At 73.9% G+C, this 20,174-nt stretch carries 17 protein-coding genes; 12 read left to right on the top strand and 5 right to left on the bottom strand.

Annotation, left to right across the window (positions count from 1 at the left end; translation table 11 throughout):
• Positions 1–10: 10 nt before the first annotated feature.
• Positions 11–1,291: a sensor histidine kinase gene (locus ACZ7JA_RS07550; protein ID WP_389299874.1), complete on the top strand. Its 1,281-nt coding sequence runs from the start codon at positions 11–13 to the stop codon at positions 1,289–1,291.
• On the opposite strand, the gene ACZ7JA_RS07545 is transcribed toward ACZ7JA_RS07550, so the two are convergent.
• Entirely contained in the window at positions 1,269–2,837 is a 1,569-nt protein-coding gene (locus ACZ7JA_RS07545) for an alpha-L-arabinofuranosidase B (protein ID WP_351659967.1), read from the bottom strand. The genes ACZ7JA_RS07550 and ACZ7JA_RS07545 overlap by 23 nt on opposite strands.
• A 216-nt stretch (positions 2,838–3,053) precedes the next feature.
• Here ACZ7JA_RS07545 and ACZ7JA_RS07540 point away from each other — a divergent pair, with 216 nt between their 5' ends.
• The 5 genes from ACZ7JA_RS07540 (at position 3,054) to ACZ7JA_RS07520 (ending at position 8,511) form a co-directional block, all read left to right on the top strand.
• Positions 3,054–3,692 (top strand): response regulator, encoded by a 639-nt coding sequence (locus ACZ7JA_RS07540; RefSeq protein ID WP_389299868.1) that lies wholly within the window; start codon positions 3,054–3,056, stop codon positions 3,690–3,692.
• A 179-nt stretch (positions 3,693–3,871) separates the two neighbouring features.
• Positions 3,872–5,611 (top strand): MFS transporter, encoded by a 1,740-nt coding sequence (locus ACZ7JA_RS07535; RefSeq protein WP_470807610.1) that lies wholly within the window; start codon positions 3,872–3,874, stop codon positions 5,609–5,611.
• Between the two features lie 216 nt (positions 5,612–5,827).
• Positions 5,828–6,478: a class I SAM-dependent methyltransferase gene (locus ACZ7JA_RS07530; RefSeq protein ID WP_389299862.1), complete on the top strand. Its 651-nt coding sequence runs from the start codon at positions 5,828–5,830 to the stop codon at positions 6,476–6,478.
• A gap of 91 nt (positions 6,479–6,569) precedes the next feature.
• Positions 6,570–7,538 (top strand): N-acetylmuramoyl-L-alanine amidase, encoded by a 969-nt coding sequence (locus tag ACZ7JA_RS07525; protein WP_389299859.1) that lies wholly within the window; start codon positions 6,570–6,572, stop codon positions 7,536–7,538.
• Between the two features lie 160 nt (positions 7,539–7,698).
• On the top strand, positions 7,699–8,511 hold the full coding sequence (locus ACZ7JA_RS07520; protein WP_351659952.1) for a hypothetical protein: 813 nt from the start codon (positions 7,699–7,701) through the stop codon (positions 8,509–8,511).
• A gap of 61 nt (positions 8,512–8,572) precedes the next feature.
• On the opposite strand, the gene ACZ7JA_RS07515 is transcribed toward ACZ7JA_RS07520, so the two are convergent.
• From ACZ7JA_RS07515 to ACZ7JA_RS07500, 4 genes are all read right to left on the bottom strand, one after another.
• Positions 8,573–9,136, bottom strand: a complete 564-nt coding sequence (locus ACZ7JA_RS07515) for a hypothetical protein (protein WP_351659950.1) — start codon at positions 9,134–9,136, stop codon at positions 8,573–8,575.
• A gap of 159 nt (positions 9,137–9,295) precedes the next feature.
• Complete coding sequence (locus tag ACZ7JA_RS07510; protein ID WP_351659947.1) at positions 9,296–10,366, bottom strand: prenyltransferase/squalene oxidase repeat-containing protein; 1,071 nt, start codon at positions 10,364–10,366, stop codon at positions 9,296–9,298.
• Positions 10,363–11,115 carry a class I SAM-dependent methyltransferase gene (locus ACZ7JA_RS07505; RefSeq protein ID WP_470807608.1) on the bottom strand — a complete coding sequence of 251 codons (753 nt, stop codon included), beginning with the start codon at positions 11,113–11,115 and terminating at the stop codon, positions 10,363–10,365. Before ACZ7JA_RS07505 ends, ACZ7JA_RS07510 begins: the two co-directional genes overlap by 4 nt.
• Positions 11,109–12,521 (bottom strand): glycosyltransferase family 4 protein, encoded by a 1,413-nt coding sequence (locus ACZ7JA_RS07500; protein ID WP_470807606.1) that lies wholly within the window; start codon positions 12,519–12,521, stop codon positions 11,109–11,111. The genes ACZ7JA_RS07505 and ACZ7JA_RS07500 overlap by 7 nt, the downstream gene beginning before the upstream one ends.
• Positions 12,522–12,741: 220 nt before the next feature.
• Here ACZ7JA_RS07500 and ACZ7JA_RS07495 point away from each other — a divergent pair, with 220 nt between their 5' ends.
• The 6 genes from ACZ7JA_RS07495 to ACZ7JA_RS07470 all read left to right on the top strand — a co-directional run bounded on the left by ACZ7JA_RS07495 (position 12,742) and on the right by ACZ7JA_RS07470 (position 19,981).
• Positions 12,742–13,383, top strand: a complete 642-nt coding sequence (locus ACZ7JA_RS07495; RefSeq protein WP_351659938.1) for a TetR family transcriptional regulator — start codon at positions 12,742–12,744, stop codon at positions 13,381–13,383.
• Between the two features lie 384 nt (positions 13,384–13,767).
• Positions 13,768–14,997, top strand: coding sequence for a prenyltransferase/squalene oxidase repeat-containing protein (locus tag ACZ7JA_RS07490; RefSeq protein ID WP_470807604.1), 1,230 nt, complete (start codon positions 13,768–13,770; stop codon positions 14,995–14,997).
• Positions 14,994–15,638 carry an SCO2322 family protein gene (locus ACZ7JA_RS07485; protein WP_351659932.1) on the top strand — a complete coding sequence of 215 codons (645 nt, stop codon included), beginning with the start codon at positions 14,994–14,996 and terminating at the stop codon, positions 15,636–15,638. The genes ACZ7JA_RS07490 and ACZ7JA_RS07485 overlap by 4 nt, the downstream gene beginning before the upstream one ends.
• Positions 15,631–16,965, top strand: a complete 1,335-nt coding sequence (locus ACZ7JA_RS07480; protein ID WP_470807602.1) for an energy-coupling factor transporter transmembrane component T — start codon at positions 15,631–15,633, stop codon at positions 16,963–16,965. The genes ACZ7JA_RS07485 and ACZ7JA_RS07480 overlap by 8 nt, the downstream gene beginning before the upstream one ends.
• Positions 16,962–19,133 carry an ATP-binding cassette domain-containing protein gene (locus tag ACZ7JA_RS07475; RefSeq protein ID WP_470807600.1) on the top strand — a complete coding sequence of 724 codons (2,172 nt, stop codon included), beginning with the start codon at positions 16,962–16,964 and terminating at the stop codon, positions 19,131–19,133. Before ACZ7JA_RS07480 ends, ACZ7JA_RS07475 begins: the two co-directional genes overlap by 4 nt.
• Positions 19,130–19,981 carry an ECF transporter S component gene (locus ACZ7JA_RS07470; RefSeq protein ID WP_470807598.1) on the top strand — a complete coding sequence of 284 codons (852 nt, stop codon included), beginning with the start codon at positions 19,130–19,132 and terminating at the stop codon, positions 19,979–19,981. Before ACZ7JA_RS07475 ends, ACZ7JA_RS07470 begins: the two co-directional genes overlap by 4 nt.
• The last annotated feature ends 193 nt before the right edge of the window (positions 19,982–20,174 follow it).

Below are 20,174 nucleotides of genomic sequence, written 5' to 3'. Positions count from 1 at the left end.
GACGACGGACATGGCGTGGTGGGCACGGACAAGAGGCGGGCCGCGGGAGCAGGGCGAGGCGCGGTCCTGCCGGCGGACGGACACCGTGCGCTTCGGCGCCGCGCGGCGGGCCGGGCGGAAGGACGGCGGGGAGGCGGGCGCCGGTCATCCGGGGCCGCCTCCCACCGGCTTCTCCCTGCTGCCCTGGCTGCTGATGGGCCTGGGGTCCTTCTCCAACCTGCTCCAGGGCGAGACCCCCAACCCGTGGGTCGGCGGCCTCGGCCTGCTCGCCTTCAACTCCCTGTACGTCTACGTCACCTTCCGCGCCTTCGACCGGGACAGGCGCCGGGCGCCCTCCACCCGGGTGGCGCTGCTGCTGATGGGGCTGCTGACCACGGCCCTGGGCCTCGGGTACGGCGGGAGCTGGCTGATGTTCTTCCCGCTGCTCGGGCTCGCGACCGGCGCCACCCTGCGCGGCCCGTGGCTGGGCCGCGTCGGTCTGCTCCTCACGGTGTACGCGGGCGCCGTCTCCGCCGTCCGCGGCGGCTGGTCGGACGCCACGAACATCGCCTACGCGACCTTCCTGTCCAGCATGGTGACCGCCGCGATCCTCGGCCTGTCCGAGGCCGTGCGGGAACTGCGCGCCGCCCGGGAGGAACTGGCCCGGCGGGCGGTGGAGGAGGAGCGGCTGCGCTTCTCCCGCGATCTGCACGACCTGCTCGGCCACACCCTGTCGGTGATCGTGGTGAAGTCCGAGGCGGCCCGGCGGCTGGCCCCGCGCGACATGGACGCGGCGCTCGGCCAGATCGGCGACATCGAGTCGGTCGGCCGGCAGGCCCTCACCGAGATCCGGGAGGCGGTGACCGGCTACCGCGAGGGCAGCCTGGCCACCGAGCTGGCCCGGGCGCGCTCGGCACTGTCCGCGGCGAGCGTGGAGCCGGTGGTGCACCGGTCCGGCAGCCCGCTCGCCCCGGCGGCCGAGGCGCTGCTCGGCTGGGTGGTGCGCGAGGCGGTCACCAACGTCGTCCGGCACAGCGACGCCACCCGCTGCGAGATCACCGTCGACAGCGCCGTCGAGCGGGTGCGGCTCACGGTCACCGACGACGGCACCGGCGGGGCCGCCCCGCGCGCCGCGGAGGGCATCGGCGGCACCGGGCTGACGGGCCTGACCGAGCGCCTCGCGGCGGCGGGCGGCACCCTGCGGGCGGGCCCGACGCCGCGCGGCGGGTTCACGGTCACCGCCGAACTCCCGGTGGAGCCGCCGGCCCGGACGACGGCCGTGGCGGCGGCTACGGCGCCCAGGGACTGCTGACCGCCCAGCTCACGTCGTCGCTCCAGGAGGCGCCGGCGTCCCAGGCGTTGGAACCGCCGTTGCCCGCTATGTAGACGTCGTGGTCGTAGTGGCGCAGGTACCGCGTCGGGTAGTTGTACGACGCGAACGAGGTACCGGCGCCGCTCCTGCCGGTCTGCGGGCAGAAGGTCGCGTCGGCCCGGAACTGTGCGGTGCCGTCCATGGGCTGCCGCCGGAGCCGGAAGTCGAAGTGGCGCAGGAAGTCACCGGGGTAGTTCCGCGACTCGAAGGAGACGCAGGAGGCGTCGGCGAGTCCCCGGCGCACGATCCAGGTCGCGTCGTTCCTGTCGAGGGCGGAACTGCCCGACGCCACCGGCGAGATGACCGCCGCGTCGTTCTGGTGGCGGACGTACTCGGTGGTGCAGCAGGAGGTCGTCGCGCGCAGCGAGATCTCCGAGCCGGGTGTCAGGGAGCCGGTGCTGCCGGTCGGGCCACCGTAGCCGACGGAGACGATGCCGGCCTGGACGGCGTTGTCGGCGGCGTCCGTCGGGATGCCGGCGGTCATCACGCCCTCGAAGAAGGACCCGATGGAGCCGTTGCTGTTGTCGCCGCCGGTGCCGAGGACGATCGCGCCCTCCTGGTGCATCGGGGAGTAACCGCCGGCGGTGGGCTCACCGCCGGAATAGGTGGTCGTGAGTCCGCCGGATTGCGCGTTGCCGTATTTAAGCGCGAAATGGTTCTGGCCGTTGTTCTTCAGCAGCGCGGTCACGAACGGCATGGGTCCGGTCCCGGTGTTGTAGGTGTTCCTGCTGTACCCGGCGTCCGACTGGAACAGTCCGTTCTCCAGGTCGGCCTGCACCCAGGGGCCCTGTCCGTAGCAGGGCGCGAACCAGCACTCGGTGCCGAAGTTGATGGCGTCCATGTGGCCGTTGCCGGTGTCCAGGTTGTTGGTCTCGGCGTTGCCGTAGTCGAAGCAGCAGCGGTTGTTGACGTGGGTGCCGGAGGTCACCATGTACATCCCCTCGGCCTGCCCGTTCACGGCCACGCCGGAGGTGGAGTTGTCCCGGTAGCCCATGCCGGCGGAGATCTCCAGGCCGTAGACCTGGTGGCCGCCGGCCGTCACCGGCAGGGCGTCGGCGGGCGCTCCCACGTCGGCCGCGCCGGCCCCGCCCGCGCCCTCGACCGTCAGGTCGTTGTGGCGCGGGGACTGGTCGTAGATCTCGGTGACGATGCAGGTGGTGCCGGAGCAGAAGGTGTCCTGGGCGGCCGCGTCGGCGTATCCGCCGGCGGACAGCAGGCGGATGTCCTTCTTCGCCCCGTCCTTGGCGCGCTGCACCTGGTACAGCGGGCCGTTGTACGAGGAGTACAGGGCGCGGACCAGGCTGTGCGCGGCGACGCAGGGCGTGCCGGCGGCGCCGTAGACGTCGCAGGGCAGCGAACTCGCGGCGGCGGCGGGCGGGGCGCCGGCGCCGAGCAGCAGCGCGGCGAGGGCGGCGCACACCGCGAGGACGGAGAGGGCGGCAGTTCTCAGCCGCGGGGGGCGCGGGCGCGGAGGAGTGGGAGACACGGGTGCACCTCGGTCGGTTGTGGGGGGTCGCGGATTCCGTACCTGGTGAGCGGTGGTGCGAGAACGGCCGGTCGGTATACCGGACATCGTTCGACCGAAATACCGAACCAATTCAGCCGTCGAAATACCGAACAATTACCGGAAATGCAGAGGCGATTGTTTTCGCATTACCGAGGGGCCGTCAACCCCTGCGGCGGCGAACGAGGGGGAGTCTTTATGGGCGGCCCTGGCTACCCTTGGCCCGTGAACGACATCCGAGTCCTGCTCGCCGAGGACCAGGGCATGATGCGCGGGGCCCTCGCCCTGCTGCTCGGCATGGAGGACGACATCGAGGTGGTCGCCCAGGTGTCGACCGGCGACGCGATCGTGGAGGCGGCGCTGCTCCACCGGCCGGACGTGGCCCTGCTGGACATCGAACTCCCCGGCATCAGCGGCCTGGACGCGGCGGCCGCGCTGCGGGAGGAGGCGCCCGGCTGCCGGGTGCTGATCCTGACCACCTTCGGCCGGCCCGGCTATCTGCGCCGGGCCATGGAGGCCGGTGCGGCCGGCTTCCTCGTCAAGGACGGGCCGGTGGAGGAACTGGCCGCGGCGGTCCGGCGGGTGCTGGGCGGGGAGACCGTGGTCGATCCGGCGCTGGCCGCGGCGGCGCTCAGCGCCGGGCCGAATCCGCTGACGGCCCGTGAGCGCGAGGTGCTGAAGGCGTCGGTGGACGGGGCGACGGTGGCCGACATCGCCGGCCGGCTCCATCTGTCCGAGTCCACCGTCCGCAACTACCTCTCCTCGGCGATCGGCAAGACCGGCACCCGCAACCGCGCGGAGGCGGTCCGGGAGGCCCGGCAGCAGGGCTGGCTGTGAGCTGGGCGATCATCTTCGAGGTCCGGTAGCCCGTCCCGGCCGGGGATCGCGCGCCGGCTGACGTGAGGTCAGAAACCCATGAGCGGGTCAAGGATTCGTTAGGGACTCGAAGCAACGGAATAGTTGCCCGTGCATACGAGGTTTACCCGGCACTCATGTCACGCGGGAGGCCTCACTCAATGACCCACACGACCGATCCCTCACCCCGGCGGGCCGGCGGGGCCGTGGTCCCGGTGCTCGCCTTCGCGGGCATCGTGGTCGCGGTGATGCAGACCCTGCTCGTGCCGGTCGTCAAGGACCTGCCGCAACTGCTGGCGACCGCTCCCAGCAACGCCACCTGGGTCCTCACCTCGACCCTGCTGTCCGGCGCCGTGGCCACCCCGATCATGGGCCGGCTCGGCGACCTCTACGGCAAGCGCCGGATGCTGGTCCTCAGCCTCGCCGTGATGGTGGCGGGCGCCCTGGTCAGCGCCGTCACCAGCACCCTGCTCACCATGATCGTGGGCCGTACCCTGCAGGGCTTCGCCATGGGCGCGATCCCGCTGGGCATCGGTCTGATGCGGGACATGCTGCCGCGTGAGCGGCTCGGCTCGGCCATGGCCCTGATGAGCTCCTCCATCGGCGTCGGCGGCGGCCTCGCCCTGCCCGCCGCCGCCCTGGTCGCCCAGCACACCGACTGGCACGCCCTGTTCTACGGCGCGGCCGGGCTCGGCGCGCTCGCCATCACCCTCACCCTGCTGGTCGTGCCCGAGTCCCCGATGCGCGCCAAGGGCTCCTTCGACCTGCTCGGCGCGCTCGGCCTGTCCGCCGGCCTGGTGCTGCTCCTGCTGCCCGTCACCAAGGGCAGCGACTGGGGCTGGTCCTCCGGTACGACGCTCGGTCTGTTCGGCGCGTCCGTCGCGGTGTTCCTCCTGTGGGGCCTGTACGAACTGCGCGTCCAGGCGCCCCTGGTCGACCTGCGCACCACCGCCCGCCGCGAGGTGCTGCTCACCAACCTGGCCTCGATCATGGTCGGCGTCAGCTTCTACGTCGTCTCGCTCGTCCTGCCCCAGCTCCTCCAGCTCCCCAGCGCCACCGGCTACGGCCTCGGCCGGTCCATGGTGGTCGCGGGTCTGTGCGTGGCCCCGCTGGGCCTGACGATGATGTTCACGGCGCCGGTGTACGCCCGCCTGTCGGCCCGCTACGGCCCGCGCACCACTCTCATCACCGGCCTGCTGATCATCGGCATCGGCTACGGCGGCGGCCTCGGCCTGATGGACGCCGCCTGGCAGACGATCGTCACCTCGGTCGTCCTGGGCGCCGGCATCGGCCTCGCCTACTCGTCCCTGCCCGCCCTGATCATCGGCGCGGTCCCGGCCTCGGAGACCGGCGCCGCCAACGGGCTCAACACCCTGATGCGGTCCATCGGCACCTCCGTCTCCAGCGCCGTCATCGGCATGGTGCTGGCCAACACGGCGAACGACGTGGGCGGGGTCGCGATCCCCACCATGCACGGCTTCCGCGTCTCCTTCCTCATCGCGACGGCCGCCGTCGCGGTGGGTCTGCTGCTCGCGGTGTTCCTGCCCCGGGCGCCGCGCCCGGCCCAGCACACCCAGCTGCGCGCCAGCAGCGAGGAGGAGGCCGGCATCCGGCACGCCGAGGAGGTCCTGCGCGGCTTCCGCGGCCGGGTGCTGGACGCCGCCGGCACCCCGGTCGCCCGTGCCAAGGTGACGCTGATCGACCGCCGGGGCCGCCAGGCGGGCGCCACCCTCAGCAAGGAGGACGGCTCCTACGCCCTCGAGGTCCCCGCCGAGGGGCCGTACGTGCTGGCCGCCAAGGCCGCCGGGCACGGGCCGCTGGCCTCGGCCGCGACGCACGCCGGCGACGACCGCCCCGTCGACCTGGACCTGCCCCTGCCGGGCGGGACGCCCGGCGCCTGACCCGGCCGCCCGAGCGGCCCCGCCCGCCCAGCGCTCCGCGCGCCTGAGAGGCACGGCATACGCACCCCCTGTCGCCACGCGGCAGGGGGTGCGGCAGCATGGGCGCCCGGAAGATCCAGCGACCGGGCGCGACCGGGTCCGGCACCGAGTCCGGCCGCACCCGGCACGACCGCACCGATGTACGACCGCACCGATGTACGACCGAGAGGAATCCCCATGCCCGCGGCACCCAAGCCCGAGATCCTGGCCGCGTTCGAGGCGGCGAAGGGGTTCATGCCCGCGGACGAGGGGCTGGCGCTGTACGCGGCCGCGGCCGAGGCCGCGCGGCTCGGGCTGCCGCTGCTGGAGATCGGCACCTACTGCGGGCGGTCCACCGTGCTGCTCGCGGACGCGGCCCGCGAGGCCGGCGTCACCGCGCTGACCGTGGACCACCACCGGGGCAGCGAGGAGCAGCAGCCGGGCTGGGACTACCACGACCCGGAGACCGTGGACCCCGAGATCGGCCTGATGGACACGCTCCCCGCCTTCCGCCGCACCCTGCACCGGGCGGGCCTGGAGGAGCACGTGGTCGCCCTCGTCGGCCGTTCGCCGCGGATCGCCGCGATCTGGAACTCCCCGCTCGGCCTCGTCTTCGTCGACGGCGGCCACACCGACGAGCACGCCACCGCCGACTACGAGGGCTGGGCGCCGCATGTCGCCGAGGGCGGCTTCCTCGTCATCCACGACGTCTTCCCGCACCCCGAGGACGAGTTCACCGGACAGGCGCCGTACCGGGTCTACCTGCGGGCCCTGGAATCGGGCGCGTTCACCGAGACCGCGGTGACCGGCTCGCTGCGCGTGCTGCGCCGGACCGGCCCGGGGATCTGACCCCGGCGCGGTCGGCTGCGGCACCGGGGCCCGTCGCCCGTTGGGCCCCACCGCCATGTGGGCGTCCCGCACGGCGGTTAGGGTGGCAGACGTGTCGTACGTAGGACCGGACTTCGATCCCCCGCAGCCGCGCCGGCCCCGGCGCGGACCGCTGACCGTCGCGCTCGCCGCGCTGGTGCCCGGCGCGCTGCTCGGCTGGCTCGTCTACGAGACGGCGGGCGGTTCGGGCGGGTCCTCCGGCGGCGCGGGCTCCGCCTCGCCCGCCGTCTCCTCCTCCTCGGCCGGCGTGTCCGCCCCGCCGGCCACGCCCCCGCGGGCCGGCGACTCCGCTCACGACGCCAAGGACCCGGGCCCGGCGGACAGTTCGGCGCCCGCGGCCTCCGGAGCGCTCAAGGGCAAGGTCGTCGTCGTCGACCCGGGCCACAACCCCGGCAACTTCCAGCACCCCTCCGAGATCAACCGCCAGGTGGACATCGGCACGAACCGCAAGGAGTGCGACACCACCGGCACCTCCACCAACTCGGGTTACACGGAGGCCCGGTTCACGCTGGACGTCGCACACCGGCTGCGCACGCTGCTGGAACGGCAGGGCGCCACCGTGAAACTGACGCACGACGGCGACTCGCCGCCCTGGGGCCCGTGCGTCGACGAACGTGCCCGCATCGGCAACACCGCGCGCGCCGACGCGGCCGTCTCCATCCACGCGGACGGCTCGGCCGAGGGCAACCGCGGCTTCCACGTCATCCTGCCCGCGTCCGTGCACGCGGGCGGCGCCGACACCCGCCCCATCACCGGCCCCTCCAAGGATCTGGGCACCCGCATCGCGGGCCGGTACGTGCGGCTCACCGGCGAGCCGCCGTCCAACTACGTCGGCGGCGGCACCGGTCTCGTCACGCGGAGCGATCTCGGCGGTCTCAATCTGTCAACGGTTCCCAAGGTGTTCATCGAGTGCGGCAACATGCGCGATAGCAAGGACGCGGCGCTGCTCACCAGCGGCGCCTGGCGGCAGAAGGCGGCGCAGGGAATCTCCGAGGGAATCGTGAGTTTCCTGCGCGGGTAGCGATCGGCTGGTCCATCCGGGCGGACAGTGTGATCGTGCGGGCGATAGTGTCGTCCCTACGATGAGGGGCCACCCCTGCGCTTCACACCGGGACCTGGAACGACTTGGTGACAGCGACGCCTCCTCCGACGACGAGACGACCTACGAAGGACCTGCTGAAGTGAATATCCGCTCCCTCACTCGAGGCGACGGCGTGGTGATCGGAGCAGCGGTGTTGCTGTTCATCGCGTCGTTCCTCGACACGTTCGACAAGTCCGGCAGTGGCGCCCCGAACGCCTGGGACAACCTCGGCCTGGTGATGAGCATGTACGTCGGCGGCATCGCCGGCGCGGTCCTTATCGTCCTCACCCGGGCGCTCCCGCTGTCGCGCAAGGTCATCGGGCTCGACCTCGGTCAGGTCGGCGTGGCTCTGACGATCTTCGCCGCGTGGACCTCGTTCTGGACCATCATCGACCCGCTGGGTTCGTTCACCGACAGCTTCGGCAGCTTCGACGTCGGCGCGGGCTCCGGCCTCATCCTCGGTCTCATCGCCGCCCTGCTGCTGGCGGCCGCCGCCGTCGCCACCCCGCTCGTCCCGGCCCTGCAGGCCGCGCTGGTCCCGGCTCCCAAGCCGGCCGCCCCGCAGCCCTACGGCGCCCAGCCGCCCGGTGGTTACGGCTACCCGGGCGCCCAGCAGCAGCCGGGGCAGCCCTACGGCGCCCAGCCGCAGCCGGGCCAGCCGTACGGCCAGGCCCCCGCCGCGGCGGCCGCCCCGGCGCCGCAGCCGGCCGGCGGGGACTTCTCGCCGTTCTGGTTCGCCGTGCCGGCGACCCGCGCGCTGTTCGCCGAGGACGGCGGCGCGACGCCGATCGCCGAACTGGCCCCCGGCACCTGGTACCTGGCGGTCGAGCAGCGCGGTACCGCGCTGGTCGCGCAGACGCAGGACGGCCGCCGCGGCGTCCTGCAGGACACCTCGGGGATCCAGCGCGGCTGAGCCGCCGCCCGTACCCGCGTGCACGGCCCCTCGCCCGTCCGGGCGGGGGGCCGTCGCCGCCTCAGGAACCGCTCTTGACCTCGGACAGGGACGGCACCTTGTTCTTGACCTCGGCGCCCGCGCCCTTCCCGGCGTCCTTCACCTGGTTGATGACGTCGTTGAAGTCGGTGGCCGCCGAACCGTCGCCCTTGCGGAGCTTGGCGGGCAGTTTCTTCAGCGACTCGATGCCCGCCGTGATGGGGGCGATCGCCTTGGAGAGGGTCGGGTCGCCCTTGGCGTTCTGCGCGGCCGCCTTCAGGCGGTTGTAGGCGAACGCGCCGGCGAGGCCCGCCTTGACGAGAGTCAGCTTGCGGCCGTGCGCGCCCTTCTTGAACTTGCCCGCCTTGTACGGCTTGTAGATCCACTGGTAGACAGCTCCGGCCGCGAGTCCCGCGTTCGCCACGAACCGGGTCTTGGCGAACTTCTGCTTCTCGGCGGAGGTGCTGGGGCTGGGCTCGGCCGCCGCGACGGCGACCGTCGGGTTGCGCTGCGAGGTGTCGTGGCTCGAGGCGTAGGCCGTGGAACCGGCGAGCAGGGCGCAGCACAGGGTGAGGGCCACGGCGATGTGGCGTATCGGTACGGGCACGGTGTCCTCCCGTGGAGGTGTCGCGTTTGGTCCGTGTGCTCCGTGGAGCCGTGTGACCTCACACACCTCATCCGAAACATGGACATGTCCCGCAACATGCGCAGATCCCACCCCGGTTCGGCACGCCGAGTAGCGGTCGGCGACTCGGCGTGCCGTCCGTCAGGCGCAGCAGTCGGGGTCGAGCCCCGACGGCAGGTACTCCCCGCCGAAGACCGCGCAGGTGGCGTCGTGACCGCCGAGCGCGGCGACGGCCAGCAGCAGCGAGCCCGCCGTCCAGGTGGTGAGTTCGCGGGGCCATATGGTGTCGTCGTCGAAGACGTAGCCCGTCCAGTACAGGCCGCTCTCCGCGTCCCGCAGGTGCTGCACCGACTGAAGGATCTCCAGCGCCCGGTCGGACTCGCCCATCGCCCACAGGGCCAGCGCGAGTTCGCAGGACTCGCCGCCGGTCACCCAGGGGTTGGGGACGACGCAGCGCACGCCGAGGCCCGGGACGACGAAGCGGTCCCAGTCGGCCTCGATGCGCTCCTTGGCCTCGGCTCCGGTGAGCGCGCCGCCGAGGACCGGGTAGTACCAGTCCATCGAGTAGCGGTCCTTGTCGAGGAAGCGCTCGGGGTGCCGGCGGATGGCGTGGCGCAGCGCCCCGGCCGCCAGCTCCCAGTCCGGCTGCGGCTCCTCGCGCTGCTCGGCGATGGCGAGGGCGCAGCGCAGCGCGTGGTGCACGGAGGAGCTGCCGGTGAGCAGGGCGTCGGCGGTGGGGGTGCCGTCCTCGTCGCGGCGCCAGCCGATCTGCCCGCCGGGCTGCTGCAGCCGCAGCACCCACTCGACCGCCGCGTACACGGTGGGCCACATGCGGTCCAGGAACGTGTCGTCGCCGGTGGACAGGTAGTGGTGCCAGACGCCGACCGCTATGTAGGCGACGAAGTTGGACTCGCGGCCGCGGTCGGTGACGTCGTCGTGGGCGCCGTCGGCGTAGGCCGCGTACCAGGAGCCGTCCTCGTTCTGGTGGGCGGCGAGCCAGTCGTACGCCCGCTCGGCGGCCTCGTGCTCGCCGGCCGCGTCCAGGGCCATCGCGGCCTCGGTGTGGTCCCACGGGTCGAGGTGGTGCCCGCGGAACCAGGGGATCGCGCCGTCCTCCCGCTGCACGGCGAGGATGCCGCTCACGGTCGCGGCCGCCTGCCCGGCGGTGAGGACCCCGGGCAGGACGAGGTGTTCTGTCCGGGGTGTGGTCACTTGGCGGCCGCCTCGGCGGTCGCGTCCACCCGCGGGAGGTGGGGCTTGGTGGCGTAGACGACGAAGCTCTTGCCGATGACCGGGTTCAGCGCCTGCTCGGCGATCCGGGTGGCGAGCGGCTTCTTCATGATGTCCCAGACCAGCATCTTGTGGTACGCCCGCACCGGCAGCGCCTTGTCGTTGTCCACGCCGAACGCGCACTTCAGCCACCAGTAGGGCGAGTGCAGGGCGTGCGCGTGGTGGCTGCCGTACGGCCGCAGGCCGGCCTCGCGGACCTTGCCCAGCAGCTCGTCGGCCTTGTAGATGCGGATGTGGCCGCCCTCGACCTCGTGGTAGGCGTCGGACAGCGCCCAGCAGACCTTCTCGGGGCCGTAGCGGGGCACGGTGATGGCGATGCGGCCGCCGGGCCGGAGCACCCGCACCATCTCGGCGAGGACGCCCTTGTCGTCGGGGATGTGCTCCATCACCTCGGAGATGATGACGACGTCGAAGGACTCGTCGGGGAAGGGCAGCGCGAGGGCGTCGCCCTCCATGGCGGTGGCGGTGGCGCCGGCGGGCGCCTCACCGGCCTCCTTCATGGCCGCGAACCACTTGGCGACCTCGCGGATCTCCTCGGCGTTCTGGTCCAGGGCCACGACCTGCGCGCCGCGCCGGTAGCACTCGAAGGCGTGCCGGCCGGCCCCGCAGCCGAGGTCCAGGACACGGTCGCCGGGGGCGAGCGGGAACCGGGAGAAGTCGACGGTCAGCACGTGGCCCTGCTTTCGCGGTCGGAGGTGGCGCGGTCGGAGGCGAGTGGTTCTCGGAGGACGGCGGCGGGCGGCGCGTCCGGCCGGTCCTGGGCGCCCGTGCGGCAGCCGTGGCCGGCGATGGCCTCCCGGTAGCGGGCCACCGTGCCCTCGGCGGCCCTGGCCCAGGTGAAGCGGCTCAGCACCCGCTCGCGGCCCGCGCGGCCGAGGCGCTCGCGCAGTCCGGGGTCGCCCAGCAGCCGGACGAGCCCGACGGCGAGGGCCCCCGCGTCGCCGGGCGGCACGGCCAGGCAGGTCTCGCCGTCGCGTCCGGCGACCTCGGGGATGGCGCCGCCGGTGGTGGCGACCAGGGGGGTGCCGGTGGCCATGGCCTCGGCGGCGGGCAGCGAGAAACCCTCGTAGAGCGAGGGCACGCAGGCGACCTCGGCCGAGCGGATCAGGTCGACGAGTTCGGCGTCGGAGATGCCCTTGACGAACCGGACGGCGTCCTCGAGGCCGTAGCGCTCGACCGCCTGGGCGACGGGGCCCTCCGTCGGCCGCTTGCCGACGACGACGAGGTGGGCGGCCGGGTGTTCGGTGCGCACCTTGGCGAGGGCCTCCACCAGGAAGACCAGGCCCTTGAGCGGGACGTCGGCGCTGGAGGTGGTGACGATCCGGCCGGGCACCTCGGCGACGGCGGGATTCGGCGCGAAGAGGTCGGTGTCGGCGCCGATGTGGACCACGTGGACGCGGTCGTCGCGGACGCCGAGGTGGTCCACGATCTCCTGGCGGGAGCTGCCGGAGACGGTGAGCACCGACGGCAGGCGGCGGGCCACGCGCTTCTGCATCCGGGTGAAGGCGTACCAGCGGCGCACGGACAGCCGGCGCTGCCGGCTCCCGGCCGCGTCCAGCTCCAACTGCCGGTCTACGGTGATGGGGTGGTGGATCGTGGTGACCAGGGGGGCGCCGATGTCGCCGAGCAGGCCGTAGCCGAGCGTCTGGTTGTCGTGGACGACGTCGAACTCGCCGCGCCGGGCCCGCAGGTGGCGCCGGGCACGCAGGGAGAACGTGAGCGGCTCGGGGAAGCCGCCGGTCCACATGGTGGCGACCTCGAGGGCGTCGATCCAGTCCCGGTACTCGTCCCGGCCGGGGGTGCGGAAGGGGTCGGGCTGGCGGTACAGGTCGAGGCTGGGCAGCTCGGTGAGGCTCAGGCCGTCGTGCCCCTCGTCGAGCACGGGATACGGCTGGGCGCCGATGACCTCGACGCGGTGGCCGAGGCGGGCCAGCTCACGGGAGAGGTGCCGGACGTAGACGCCCTGGCCGCCGCAGAACGGGTTCCCCTTATAGGTGAGAAGCGCGATGCGCAGCGGTCTCCCACCGTCGGCTGCTAGCTCCGGTCGGGGCCCCGCCTGACTGGCCTCAGCGGTCACTCCGGGCCCCCTTCTGGCTGCACTCTCCCGCGACACTATGACGGGACGTTAATCTAGAACAAGTTTCAGACTTGATCGTTCAAGAGGCTCTGAATCTACCGGCAGGTAGGGGCCCTGACAGCAGTGGATCAGGTGATTCACGCCACGGCGTGAACCCCCGCCATGCTGGATGATCACGTGCCCTACAGATGTCCTCACCGACTGTCACGGAGCGGGACCCATGCCTGCGGAACCCAAGCTGGAAGCCGGGAGTGTCCGGCCCCCCACGGCGCCGCTGACCGAGCGGCAGGAGGCCCGCCGCCGCCGGATCCTGCACGCGAGCGCTCAACTGGCGAGCCGGGGCGGCTTCGACGCCGTGCAGATGCGGGAGGTCGCCGAGTCCTCGCAGGTCGCCCTCGGCACCCTCTACCGGTACTTCCCGTCGAAGGTGCATCTCCTGGTCGCCACGATGCAGGACCAGTTGGAGCACATGCACGGCACCCTGCGCAAGAAGCCCCCGGCGGGCGACACCCCGGCCGAGCGGGTCGCGGAGACCCTGATGCGGGCGTTCCGGGCCCTGCAGCGCGAGCCGCAACTGGCGGACGCGATGGTCCGCGCCCTCACCTTCGCCGACCGCAGCGTCTCCCCCGAGGTCGACCAGGTCTCCCGGCAGACCACCGCGATCATCCTCGACGCGACGGGCCTGGACCGTCCGACCCCGCAGCAGCTCTCGGCGGTCCGCGTCATAGAGCACACCTGGCACTCGGCCCTGATCACCTGGCTCTCCGGCCGCGCCTCCATCGCCCAGGTGAAGGTCGACATCGAGACGGTGTGCCGGCTGATGGACCTGACGGACCCCGAGGCGGGCGCGAAGGCGCGTTGAGGGCGGCTCCCACGACGGGCGTCAACTCCCCCCGCCACGGCCGTGACCCCGGTCACCGGGTCCGTGTGCGCACAGCCACTCATCAGCGCTGTCAGGGCTGCCGGTAAAGTGGCGGCGTCGTCATCACACCCGTACGGGGGGAAGCCGGTGCAATTCCGGCGCTGACCCTTCCCCACTTCTCGACTTCGCTCGAACCGGGGAGGCCCCTACCCGTGAGCCGTTCGTCCACCGGACGGTGAGCCGGAACGCCTCGTACGGAACGTTGACCGGCCCACGTGCGCGGCGGCCCGCCGCGCACCGCACCGTCGAGGTATACGGAGCCGAGCCGCCCGGGGGTCTCCCGTGCGCTGCCGGTTCCCCCCGCAGGAGAGGCAGTCGCCGACCATGAACGTCCGCCGCAGTGCCGCGGCTCTCGCCGCCATAGGCGTGCTGGCCGCCGCCGCGCCCGCCACGGCCGCCGACCCGTCCCCCTCCGCCTCGCCCAAGGTGGCGGTCCCGTCCGGGCTGTTCGGCAAGTCCGACCCGACGTACGACGGCGTGTGGCGGCAGTCCCTCGCCCTGATCGCCCAGCGCACCCTCGGCTACCGGCCCGCCGCCTCGGCCGTCGACTGGCTGGTGGGGCAGCAGTGCGCCAAGGGCGGCTTCGCCGCGTTCCGCGCGGACACCGCCAAGTCCTGTGAGGGCAAGGGCGGCGCCCAGCCCGACACCAACAGCACGGCCGCCGCCGTCCAGGCCCTGCAGGCGCTCGGGGGCCACGGCGGCGAGATACGCAAGGCCCTGGTCTGGCTGAAGAACGCGCAGAACAAGGACGGCGGCTGGGGCTACACGCCGGGCAGCCCGAGCGACGCCAACTCCACCTCGGTCGTCATCGGCGCCTTCGCCGGAGCCGGTGAGGACCCGGGCAAGCTGCGCGCCGACAAGGGCACCCCGTACGAGCTGCTGGGCGCGCTGGCGCTCGCCTGCGACGAGGACGGCGGTGGCGCCCTCGCCTACCAGCCGGACAAGAAGGGGCGCCTGGTCGCCAACGCGGACGCCACGGCGGCCGGCGTGCTGGGCGCCCTCGGCAAGGGGTTCGTCAACGCGCCCGCCGAGGCCCGCGCCAAGGCCCCCGCCTGCTCCTCCTCCGGCAGGGCCACCGAGACCCGGGTCGCGGACAACGCCGCCGCGTACCTCACCCACGCCGTCGCCGGCTCCGGACACCTCAAGTCGGCTATGCCCGGCGCCGAGGACCAGCCCGACTTCGGCAACACCGCGGACGCGGTGGTCGCGCTCGCCGCTGACGGCTGGAACACGCAGGCGAAGAAGCCGTACGCCTGGCTGGAGAAGAACGCGGCCGCCTGGGCCGGGCAGAGCGGCCCGGCCGCCTACGCCCAGCTCATCCTCGCCGCACACGCGGTCGGCGCCGACGCACGGCACTTCGGCGGCACCGACCTGGTGCGCTCGCTCAACGCCACCGGCCCGGCGCCGCGCGCGGCCGCCCGCACCGAGGAGTCAGGCGAGCGGGCCGAGGACGACTCGAACGCCGGTGTCTGGTGGATCGTCGGCGTCGGCCTCGTGGCGGGCATCGGCATCGGCTTCCTGCTCAGCGGCCGCCGGAAGAAGCAGCAGCCGTGACCGCCGTCCGCCGCGCCGCCGTCCTGCTCCTCGCCGCGTTCGCCGTCCTGGCCGGCGCGGCGCAGGCGCAGGCCGCCGGATACCGCTACTGGTCGTTCTGGGAGCGGACCGGCGGACACTGGTCGTACGCCACCGAGGGTCCCTCGACCGCCCGCCCCGACGACGGCGCCGTCCAGGGCCTGCGCTTCGCGGTGAGCGAGGACTCGCAGGACGCGACCCGGCCGCGCGGCACGGCGGACTTCGCCACGATCTGCGCCGGCACGCCCGCGAAGGCGGGCGCCAAGCGGGTGGCCCTCGTCATCGACTTCGGCACGCCCGCGGACGCCCCCTCCGGCGAGACCCCGCCCGAGCGCCGCACGGCCTGCGCCCGGGTCTCCCCCGACGCGACGACGGCCGAGGCGCTGGCCGCGGCCGCGAAGCCGCTGCGCTACGACGCCAACGCCCTGCTCTGCGCGATCGCCGGATACCCGCACAAGGGGTGCGGGGAGCAGGTGTCCTCGGACGGGAAACCGGCGAAGGCCGCCAAGGAACCGGAGCCGGACGGCGGACCCTCGCTGGGGCTGCCGATCGGTGTGGGCGTGGTCGCGCTGCTGGCCGGGGCGGCGGTGTGGCAGTCCCGGCGGCGGCGTGGGAATGCGTAGTCACGACAGCACCGTCACCGCGGCCTCCGCGGCCACCGCCCGGACCGCCGGCCGCGCCGGCGCGGCCCCGGAGGGTCGTCTCGGCGCGGCCGCGGAGGGCTCTGACGGCGCGGCCGCGGACGGTCTTGCCGCCGCCGACGCGGAAACCGGCACCACCACTGCCGTGGGCGGCCGTGCCCCTGGCGCGGGGAGGCCGGAGGCGGTCGCGCTCCGGCGGCGCGGGCGGGCGGAAGCCGCTCCCGTCCGGCCCCGGCACGGCCGCACGACGCTGCACCCCGGCGCCTGGTGGCTGTGGTCCGTCGGTCTCGGCACCGCCGCCACCCGCACCACCAACCCCCTGCTGCTCGCCCTGCTGGTCGCCGCGGCGGGCTATGTGGTGGCGACCCACCGCTCCCCCTCCCCCTGGTCCCGGTCCTACGCCGCCTTCGCCAAGCTCGCCGTCGCCGTGCTCCTCGTCCGCCTCGCCTTCACCGTCGTCCTCGGCTCCCCCATCCCCGGCACCCATGTGCTGCTCACCCTTCCCGAGGTCCCGCTCCCGCACTGGGCCCAGGGCATCCGGCTCGGCGGCCGGGTCACCGCGGAGGCGCTGCTCTTCGCCGGCTACAACGGGCTGAAGCTGGCCACCCTGCTCATCTGCGTCGGCGCCGCCAACGCCCTCGCCAGCCCGGCCCGGCTGCTGAAGTCCCTGCCCGGAGCGCTGTACGAGGTGGGCGTGGCCGTGGTCGTCGCGCTCACCTTCGCGCCCCACCTCATCGCCGACGTCCAGCGGCTGCGCGCCGCACGCCGGCTGCGCGGCCGTCCGGACCGGGGCGTGCGGGGCCTGCTGCAGGTCGGACTGCCGGTGCTGGAGGGCGCGTTGGAGCGTTCGGTCGCGCTGGCCGCCGCGATGGACGCCCGGGGCTACGGCCGAACCGCCGAGGTCCCGGCCCGCGTGCGCCGTACGACGACCGCGCTCACCCTCGGCGGCCTGCTCGGCGTGTGCGCGGGAACCTACGGGCTGCTGACCGCGGAGGGCGGCACGTACGGGGTGCCGGTGCTGTGCGCCGGGGTCGTCGCCGCGCTGGCCGGCCTGCGCCTGGGCGGCCGCCGCTCCCCGCGCACCCGGTACCGGCCGGATCCGTGGGGGGTGCGGGCGTGGCTGGTCGCCGGCTCGGGGGCCGGGGTCGCCGCGCTGCTCACGCTGGCCGCCGTACGCGATCCGGAGGCGCTGCACCCAGGAGTGGTCCCGCTGGTGGCGCCCGCCCTCCCCCTGTGGCCGGCCGCGGCCGTACTGCTCGCGCTGCTGCCCGCCTTCGTCGTACCCAAGCCCGTCGAGGAGCCGTCGTGATCCGCTTCGAGGATGTCAGCGTCACGTACGAGGGCGCGGGCGAACCGACCGTCCAGGGCGTGGACTTCGAGGTGCCCGAGGGTGAACTCGTGCTGCTCGTCGGCCCGTCCGGGGTCGGCAAGTCGACCGTGCTGGGCGCGGTCAGCGGGCTGGTGCCGCACTTCACCGGCGGCACCCTGCGCGGACGGGTCACCGTGGCCGGCCGGGACACCCGCACCCACCGGCCGCGTGAACTCGCCGACGTGGTCGGCACGGTGGGCCAGGACCCGCTGGCGCACTTCGTGACGGACACGGTGGAGGAGGAACTCGCCTACGGCATGGAGTCGTTGGGGCTCGCTCCGGAGGTGATGCGGCGCCGGGTGGAGGAGACCCTGGACCTGCTGGGCCTCGCCGACCTGCGCGACCGCCCGATCGCCACGCTCTCCGGCGGGCAGCGGCAGCGGGTCGCGATCGGCTCTGTCCTCACCCCGCACCCCCGGGTCCTGGTCCTCGACGAGCCGACCTCGGCGCTCGACCCGGCAGCGGCGGAGGAGGTGCTGGCCGTGCTGCAGCGTCTGGTCCACGACCTCGGTACGACGGTGCTGCTGGCCGAGCACCGCCTGGAACGGGTGATCCAGTACGCCGACCGGGTCGTCCTGCTGCCCGCCCCCGGCGCCGCCCCGCGCTACGGCGACCCGGCCGAGGTGATGGCGGTGTCCCCGGTGTACCCGCCGGTGGTGGGCCTGGGCAGGCTGGCGGGCTGGTCCCCGCTGCCCCTGACGGTCCGCGACGCCCGCCGCCGCGCCTCCACCCTCCGCGACCGCCTCACCGGCCACCGCCCCCCGCACGACGCCGAACCACCGGCCGGCCCCGCCTCCCGCTCGCCCGAGCCGCAGACCGCCGGGCCCCTGCCGACCGACCCGGCCGGCTCGCACTCCGGGACGACCGCCCAGCCCGGCCCGCCCATCCGGCCGACCGAGTCGACCGACTCCGGCAGCCCGCTGCCCAAGGCGACCGGCCCGACCGGTCCGTTCACCGAGCCCTCCGACCCGACCCGTCCGACCGCCCCCGAAAGCCCCTCCTCCGAGCCGACAACCGGCACCCCCGTACCGGGCACACCGACCGGCACCGGCAGCCCCCTGCCCAAGGCGACCGATCCCACCGGCCCGACCGGTTCGTTCACCGAGCCCTCCGACCCGACCCGTCCGACCGCCCCCGAAAGCCCCCCCTCCGAGCCGACAACCGGCACCCCCATACCCGGCACACCGACCGGCACCGGCAGCCCGCTGCCGACCGGGCCGGCCGGCTCCCGCACCCCGCCGCTCGAACCAGACGCCCCGGGCCGAGCCGCCGCGGCCAAGGCGCCCTCCGCTCTCGCCTCGCTGCGTCGTCTCTTCCGGCGGGACTCCGCCGCACTCGGCTCGTCCTCCGGGGCGCCCCGGGTCGCCGAGGTTCGGGGGCTGGCGGTCCGGCGGGGGCCGGTCACGGCGCTGCGGCACGTCGATCTGGGCGTGGCGCGTGGTGAGACGGTCGCGCTGATGGGGCGCAACGGCGCCGGGAAGTCCACCCTGCTCGGTTCGCTGGTCGGCCTGGTGGAGCCCACCGCCGGCGCGGTGCGCGTCGGCGGGGCCGTCCCGCACCGCACTCCGGCCCGGGAACTGGTCCGCCGGGTCGGTCTGGTCCCGCAGGAGCCGCGGGACCTGCTGTACGCGGACACGGTGGCCGCCGAGTGCGCGGCCGCCGACCGGGACGCGGGCGCCGAGCCGGGCACCTGCCGGACGCTGGTGTCCGAGCTGCTGCCCGGCATCACCGACGGCATCCATCCCCGGGACCTGTCCGAGGGCCAGCGGCTGGCGCTCGCCCTGGCGGTCGTGCTGACCGCCCGTCCTCCGCTCCTCCTGCTCGACGAGCCGACGCGCGGCCTGGACTACGCGGCCAAGGCCCGGCTGGTGGCCGTGCTGCGCGCGCTGGCCGCCGAGGGGCACGCGATCGTGCTCGCCACGCACGACGTGGAACTGGCGGCGGAGATCGCGCACCGGGTGGTGCTGCTCGCCGACGGCGAGGTGATCGCCGACGGCCCCACGGCGGAGATCGTGGTCTCGTCGCCGTCCTTCGCCCCGCAGGTGACCAAGATCCTCGCCCCGCAGCGATGGTTGACGGTGTCCGAGGTCCGGGAGGCCCTCGCATGACCCCCTTGCCCGCTCCCCGCTCGGCCGCCGCTCCCCGTGCCGTGCGGGCCGTGCGCCTCGGCCCGCGCTCCGTCGCCGCGCTCGGCCTGGTCAGCGCGGTCGGCGTGGCGGCCTTCTTCTGGCCCTTCCTCGCACCGCCCGCCTCGCAGCTCAGCGCGCACGCCGAGGACGCTCCCTGGCTGTTCGCCGGTCTGCTGCTGATGATGATCGCGGTCGTGGCCGCGACGATCTCCGAGTCCGGCCTCGGCCCCAAGGCGGTCGCGATGCTGGGGGTGCTGGCCGCGACCGGCGCGGCCCTGCGCCCGGTGGGCGCGGGGACGGCGGGGATCGAGCCGATGTTCTTCCTGCTGGTGCTCAGCGGCCGGGTGCTCGGTCCGGGCTTCGGTTTCGTCCTCGGCTCGGTGACGATGTTCGCCTCCGCGCTGCTCACCGGCGGTGTCGGGCCGTGGCTGCCGTTCCAGATGCTGGCGATGGGCTGGTTCACCATGGGCGCCGGGCTCCTGCCGGGGCAGACCCGGCTGCGCGGCCGGGCCGAGCTGCTGCTGCTGGCCGCCTACGGCTTCTGCGCGGCCTTCGCCTACGGCACGGTCATGAACCTGGCCGGCTGGCCCTTCATGGGCTCCGGCACCTCGAACATCGCCTTCGACGCGCACGCCTCGGTCCCCGCGAACCTGGCCCGGTTCGCCGCCTACTGCGTGGCCACATCTCTCGGCTGGGACCTGGGCCGGGCGCTGTGCACGGTCGTGCTGACCCTCGCGTTGGGCCCAGTGCTGCTGCGAGCGCTGCGCCGGGCCACGCGGCGCGCCGCTTTCGAGACCGCGGTCACGTTCGACGCACCCGCTGGGTGAGGGCTCGTATCCGCACGGTCAGGTGGCCGGTGAAGCACCCCACATGACGCAGGTCACCTACGATCCGGGGCCGTACTCCGATTCGTCCGGAACGTCCCCTCATGCACCCCTCCTGACCTGCACTTTGAGACGCGGGCCACACGAGCCCGACGGACCGCCGTTCCGGCCACAACTAGTAAAAGGGGTCATTGCG

This window comes from Streptomyces sp. NPDC038135, from assembly GCF_055601245.1.
The sequence above is the reverse complement of the archived record's forward strand: the minus strand, read 5'-3'. Positions and strand labels throughout refer to the sequence as shown.